We start from the raw sequence: 6370 nt of genomic DNA, 5'->3' as shown, positions 1-6370 counted from the left end.
TGTCCTGTCGGCGCATTGACCAGCAAACCGTTCCGCTTCAACGCGCGTACTTGGGAATTGAACCGCCGCAAATCCGTTTCCGCCCATGACGCTTTGGGCAGCAATCTGATTGTACAAACCAAAGACCATACCGTCCGCCGCGTGTTGCCGTTGGAAAACGAAGCCATCAACGAATGCTGGCTGTCCGACCGCGACCGTTTTGCCTACGAAGGCCTGTATCACGAAAGCCGTCTGAAAAACCCGAAAATCAAACAGGGCGGCGAGTGGATGGACGTGGATTGGAAAACCGCGTTGGAATATGTCCGCAGCGCGATTGAATGTATCGCCAAAGACGGCAACCAAAACCAAGTCGGCGTTTGGGCCAATCCGATGAATACGGTTGAAGAGCTGTATCTGGCCAAAAAACTCGCCGACGGCTTGGGTGTTAAAAACTTTGCAACCCATTTGCGCCAACAAGACAAACGTCTTTCAGACGGCCTTAAAGGTGCGCAATGGTTGGGACAAAGCATTGAATCTTTGGCTGACAACGATGCCGTATTGGTAGTCGGCGCGAACTTGCGCAAAGAACAGCCGCTCCTGACTGCCCGCCTGCGCCGCGCCGCCAAAGACCGTATGGCGTTGAGCGTATTAGCCAGCAGTAAAGAAGAATTGTTTATGCCGCTTCTGTCTCAAGAATCCGTACATCCCGACGAGTGGGCAGGCCGTCTGAAAAACCTGTCTGCCAATGAGGAACACGCCGTTACCGCCAGCCTGAAAAACGCTGAAAAAGCAGCGGTGATTTTGGGCGCGGAAGTGCAAAACCATCCTGATTACGCCGCCATTTATGCCTCCGCGCAAGAGCTGGCTGACGCGACCGGCGCAGTGCTGGGCATTTTGCCGCAAGCCGCCAACAGCGTTGGTGCGGATGTCTTGGGCGTGAACTCCGGCGAGAGCGTTGCCGAAATGGCAAATGCGCCGAAACAGGCAGTCTTGCTGCTCAACGTTGAGCCTGAAATCGATACGGTTGACGGTGCAAAAGCCGTAGCCGCGTTGAAACAGGCGAAAAGCGTGATGGCGTTTACACCGTTTGTCAGCGAAACGCTGCTGGACGTGTGCGACGTATTGTTGCCGATTGCGCCGTTTACCGAAACCTCGGGCAGCTTCATCAATATGGAAGGCCGTCTGCAATCTTTCCACGGCGTGGTACAAGGCTTCGGCGATTCGCGTCCGATGTGGAAAGTGTTGCGCGTATTGGGCAACCTGTTTTACCTGAAAGGCTTTGAATACCACGATACCGCCGCGATTCTGAAAGACGCTCTGGATGCGGAAAGTCTGCCGTCCAAACTGGACAACCGCAGCACATGGGCAGGGGAGGGCGTTCAGACGGCCTCAGACCGCCTCGTCCGTGTCGGCGGAGTCGGTATTTATCACACTGATTCTATCGTGCGCCGTTCCGCGCCGCTGCAAGAAACCAGCCATGCCGCCGTGCCTGCCGCGCGTGTAAATCCAAATACTTTGGCACGTTTGGGCCTGCAAGACGGACAAACCGCTGTTGCCAAACAAAACGGCGCAAGCGTATCGGTTGCCGTCAAAGCCGATGCCGGTTTGCCTGAAAACGTGGTGCATCTGCCGCTGCATACCGAAAATGCCGCGCTGGGTGCGTTGATGGACACTATTGAACTGGCGGGAGCTTGATCATGCAAGAATGGTTCCAAAACCTCTTTGCCGCAACGCTCGGTCTGGGCGATTTGGGCATCACCGTAGGCTTGGTGGTATCCGTCATCGTCAAAATCGTGATTATCCTGATTCCGCTGATTCTGACCGTTGCCTATCTGACATATTTCGAACGTAAAGTCATCGGCTTTATGCAGCTTCGCGTCGGCCCGAACGTAACCGGCCCTTGGGGTCTGATTCAGCCGTTTGCCGACGTGTTCAAACTCTTGTTTAAAGAAGTAACCCGTCCGAAGTTGTCAAACAAAGCCCTGTTCTACATCGGCCCGATTATGTCGCTCGCCCCGTCTTTTGCAGCATGGGCGGTGATTCCGTTCAACGAAGAATGGGTGCTGACCAACATCAATATCGGTCTTTTGTACATCCTGATGATTACCTCGCTGTCGGTTTACGGCGTGATTATCGCGGGCTGGGCTTCCAACTCCAAATATTCGTTCTTGGGTGCAATGCGTGCTTCCGCACAAAGCATTTCCTACGAGATTGCCATGAGTGCCGCGCTGGTGTGCGTCGTGATGGTATCGGGCAGCATGAACTTCTCCGACATCGTTGCCGCACAAGCCAAAGGTATTGCCGGCGGTTCGGTATTCTCTTGGAACTGGCTGCCGCTCTTCCCCATCTTCATCGTCTATCTGATTTCCGCCGTTGCCGAAACCAACCGCGCGCCGTTTGACGTGGCAGAGGGTGAATCTGAAATCGTTGCCGGTCACCACGTTGAATACTCCGGCTTCGCATTCGCGCTGTTCTTCCTTGCCGAATACATTTTCATGATTCTGATTGCCGCGCTGACATCGCTGATGTTCCTCGGCGGCTGGTTGTCTCCGTTCCCGCAAAGCTGGGGCTTTATCGGTACGCCTTCCGCATTCTGGATGTTCGTGAAAATGGCGGCGGTGCTGTACTGGTACCTGTGGATCCGTGCAACTTTCCCACGCTACCGTTACGACCAAATCATGCGTTTGGGCTGGAAAGTGCTGATCCCGATCGGCTTCGCCTACATCGTGATTTTGGGCGTGTGGATGATTTCACCGCTGAATTTATGGAAATAAGTTTCAGACGGCATCTTGAGGCCGTCTAAAAAAACGATGTCCGTATAACTAGAGGGCAATAGGGAATAAAAATTAGATGACAACAGAAAAAAAGATTGCAGCCTTAAGCATATTGGTTGGGTTGATAGTTCCTTGCATATCGGTAGGTTACGTTACCACTCCGTCCGATATAGATGAGATTTTATTGTTTCTTCTCAATGTTTTGCTCTTTTGGTGCGGATTGTTATTATCTTGCGTGCTTTATATGCGCATACGAGGTTTTGCGGTAGCCGGTTCTGCCTTTGCTATAACAGCAGTCCATATTTATTTCGCCTGCAAAATAGGTTCTTTGGGTGATCCGAAGGCCGGGGCTCTATGGTGGATGTATTTTGCTTGGTGTACGGTATCTTTTGTGGTATCTATCTTTTGGGTATGGACAAAACCTAAAATCTTTACACAATCTGCGCTATGGTCATTTGTTCTGAGCGCAGTTACATCGTTGTCGGGTGTATTTTTGTTGTTTTGATAAGATTTTCTATTATAAATTATATGTTATATAAGAGTTAGTTTTGAGGGTGATTAATCATGAGTGAAAAAAGATATACTTTAACGTTGTATATTGCTCCTCCAGGAGGAATAATTAAACATAAAGATAATAAAGGTAATGTTATAAAAACAGAAACTTCAAGTGTAGGACATGTTTATTATGCAATTAGTGAGGATGGAGGAATACATAAAAAAGGATATGGTTTTTCTCCTACGGTATCTTCTCCAATATTTACGGGGCATGCTGTTGCAAATGAACAAGATCTTTATACAAATCCAGCGTATAAGCGAACCATTGAAATAAGTAAAGAGCAATATGATAAGTTGAAAGCATTTGGAGAGGCCTCTTTAAGTACCAATCATGCAAAGAAAATATCTGAGCTTACGAATGGTAAGTTTAATACTATGATTTATAACGCAGGAAGTAATAGTTGTGTAGATTATGTTTATCATGCATTGAGATATAGTGGTGTTTATGATCATAAGGTAACAATTATAGAGAGAACTAATGAATTAAATGAATATGGGGAAATTATACATAAACCCATTCGCGAATCAGATGATGGTCGTCTGAATGTATTAAATAATGCGACTATCTTTGATAAAATCCCTGTTGCTCCACAATATAAACAAAAAAACAATGATATATATAAGATAGAAGATAATAAATATTATAATTCCATAGAAGAAGTGAAGAAAAAAGTACCGTTTTATCTTAAGGTTGAAAATAATTTTATAAATAATGATGCAGGAAGAATTCAAAATGCGTCTAATAAAAATTTTGATCTATTGCAAGAGACTAACAATCTGTTAGCCCGCCTAAAATCGGGCGACCAAACCGCCCTGTCGGATTTTATGGGTAGGGACGATGTACGGCAGATACAGAGGGAATCCGCCATGACGGCGCAGCGGACAGAGCGGGAGTTTGAAGAAGAGGCAAGACAGCGCGAAATGGAAAGGATGGCGCAGAGCCACTCGCGCGGTATGAGCATAGGCTGACGGGTTTAAGGTTTCAGACGGCCTGTCGATACAGAAAAGATAACAAAGTTATTCGGAACATTCGGAAAAGTGATGGACGAACGGCAATTGCAGCAATTAATTATCAATATTTCAGCGTTGCATCAGGAGCTTCAGAAGCAGAGTGCCGAAGCCTTGTCATTGCAGGCGCAGGGTATCAGAAGGTTGGAAGAGGGGCTGTCGGAAGTCAATCGGTTGGTTGCCGATGAGGTTTCTAATCAGATGGCTGCCGTGTCGGGTGACTTGCGGCGCAATATCAAGAAAGGCAGTCAGGAAGGATTGGATGATTTGAGGGCAGAAATTGATGATGTGAAAAAGCATATGGAAGATTTTGCAGGTTTTTCCGCCGTCGCCCAAAATCGTTTGGATGCCGCCAGCCGTTCGGTATTGTTGAAAATCGGGTACCTTGCCGTTGCTGCATTGGTCTGCGTTATCGGTGTTTCCCTATGGCAGGGTTGGTATTACGGACAGGTTGTCCGTGAGAAAAAAGCCAGCGTGGAAAATCTGGAATTATTCAGTCAGGCGGATATTGTCAAATGCGGAGAACGGTTATGCGCCAAAACGGCGAAAAATACACCTGCCGAATACCGTAAGCAGGGATATGTTTTAATCGAATTCAAATAAAGGATGACTTGCAAATAGCAGGTCGTCTGAAAATAAAAACCATGTAAAGGAATACAGCATGGCAAACCTAGTAAAAACCTTTCTTTTGGGCGAGTTGGTAAAAGGCTTGGGCGTAACGCTCAAAAACTTTTTTGCTCGCAAAGACACAATTTATTTCCCCGAAGAGAAAACGCCGCAATCCGTGCGTTTCCGTGGCCTGCACGCGCAACGCCGTTATCCGAACGGCGAAGAGCGCTGTATCGCGTGTAAATTGTGCGAGGCAGTTTGTCCGGCAATGGCGATTAACATCGAATCGGAAGAGCGCGAAGACGGCACCCGCCGCACCAAGCGTTACGACATCGACCTGACCAAGTGCATCTTCTGCGGTTTCTGCGAAGAGGCCTGCCCGACCGATGCAATTGTGGAAACCCATATTTTTGAATACCACGGCGAGAAAAAAGGCGACTTGCACATGACCAAGCCGATTCTTTTGGCCATTGGCGACAAATACGAAGCTGAAATCGCCAAACGCAAAGCCGCTGACGCGCCGTATCGTTAAGGAGCAGACGAATGACTTTTTCCGCGATTCTGTTCTATATCCTTGCCGCCATCGTTTTGTACGGTGCGGTTCGTACCGTTACCGCTAAAAACCCTGTTCACGCCGCTTTGCATCTGGTGCTGACCTTCTGCGTGAGCGCGATGCTTTGGATGCTGATGCAGGCTGAGTTTTTGGGCGTTACGCTGGTGGTGGTTTACGTCGGCGCCGTGATGGTGTTGTTCCTGTTCGTCGTGATGATGTTGAACATCGACATTGAAGAAATGCGCGCCGGTTTCTGGCGTCATGCGCCGGTTGCCGGCGTGGTCGGCACATTGTTGGCGGTTGCCCTGATCCTGATTTTGGTTAACCCGAAAACCGACCTTGCCGCATTTGGTCTAATGAAAGACATTCCGGCCGATTACAACAATATCCGCGATTTGGGCAGCCGTATTTATACCGACTATCTGTTGCCGTTTGAATTGGCGGCGGTATTGCTGCTGTTGGGTATGGTAGCCGCGATTGCGCTGGTTCACCGTAAAACGGTTAATCCGAAACGTATGGATCCTGCCGACCAAGTTAAAGTACGCGCCGACCAAGGCCGTATGCGTCTGGTGAAAATGGAAGTGGTCAAACCGCAAGTCGAATCTGCCGAAGAAAGCGAAGTTTCAGACGACCTTAAGCCGGAAGGGGAGGGCAAAGCATGATTACTTTGACGCATTATCTGGTATTGGGTGCGCTCCTGTTCGGTATCAGTGCAATGGGTATCTTTATGAACCGTAAAAACGTGCTGGTATTGCTGATGTCCATCGAGCTGATGCTTTTGGCGGTGAACTTCAACTTTATCGCCTTCTCGCAACATTTGGGCGATACTGCCGGACAAATTTTCGTATTCTTCGTATTGACCGTTGCCGCTGCCGAATCTGCCATCGGTTTG

At 48.6% G+C, this 6370-nt stretch carries 8 protein-coding genes; all 8 read left to right on the top strand.

Translation table 11 applies throughout. The annotated features are described in order from the left end of the window. Positions 1 to 1674: molybdopterin-dependent oxidoreductase (locus ACTHSP_RS16600; protein ID WP_440346483.1), on the top strand; the 1674-nt coding region annotated here is incomplete at its 5' end. Between the two features lie 2 nt (positions 1675 to 1676). Further along, positions 1677 to 2753, top strand: a complete 1077-nt coding sequence (gene nuoH, locus ACTHSP_RS16595) for an NADH-quinone oxidoreductase subunit NuoH (RefSeq protein ID WP_002216340.1) — start codon at positions 1677 to 1679, stop codon at positions 2751 to 2753. Between the two features lie 76 nt (positions 2754 to 2829). Beyond that, on the top strand, positions 2830 to 3258 hold the full coding sequence (locus ACTHSP_RS16590; RefSeq protein ID WP_314511271.1) for a hypothetical protein: 429 nt from the start codon (positions 2830 to 2832) through the stop codon (positions 3256 to 3258). Between the two features lie 59 nt (positions 3259 to 3317). Continuing rightward, complete coding sequence (locus ACTHSP_RS16585) at positions 3318 to 4277, top strand: hypothetical protein (protein ID WP_440346482.1); 960 nt, start codon at positions 3318 to 3320, stop codon at positions 4275 to 4277. Between the two features lie 72 nt (positions 4278 to 4349). Beyond that, positions 4350 to 4919 carry a hypothetical protein gene (locus tag ACTHSP_RS16580; RefSeq protein WP_063068565.1) on the top strand — a complete coding sequence of 190 codons (570 nt, stop codon included), beginning with the start codon at positions 4350 to 4352 and terminating at the stop codon, positions 4917 to 4919. A gap of 58 nt (positions 4920 to 4977) precedes the next feature. Next, the gene (gene nuoI, locus ACTHSP_RS16575) at positions 4978 to 5457 is read left to right on the top strand and encodes an NADH-quinone oxidoreductase subunit NuoI (protein ID WP_002218650.1); all 480 of its coding nucleotides are present in this window, start codon (positions 4978 to 4980) and stop codon (positions 5455 to 5457) included. A gap of 11 nt (positions 5458 to 5468) precedes the next feature. Then, entirely contained in the window at positions 5469 to 6140 is a 672-nt protein-coding gene (locus tag ACTHSP_RS16570; RefSeq protein ID WP_314513158.1) for an NADH-quinone oxidoreductase subunit J, read from the top strand. After that, positions 6137 to 6370: NADH-quinone oxidoreductase subunit NuoK (gene nuoK / locus ACTHSP_RS16565; protein WP_440346481.1), on the top strand; the 234-nt coding region annotated here is incomplete at its 3' end. The genes ACTHSP_RS16570 and nuoK, both read left to right, overlap by 4 nt.

It is taken from the genome of Neisseria sp. P0001.S005, from assembly GCF_051963715.1.
Note: the sequence above shows the minus strand (reverse complement) of the source record. Positions and strands in the feature narration are given on the sequence as shown.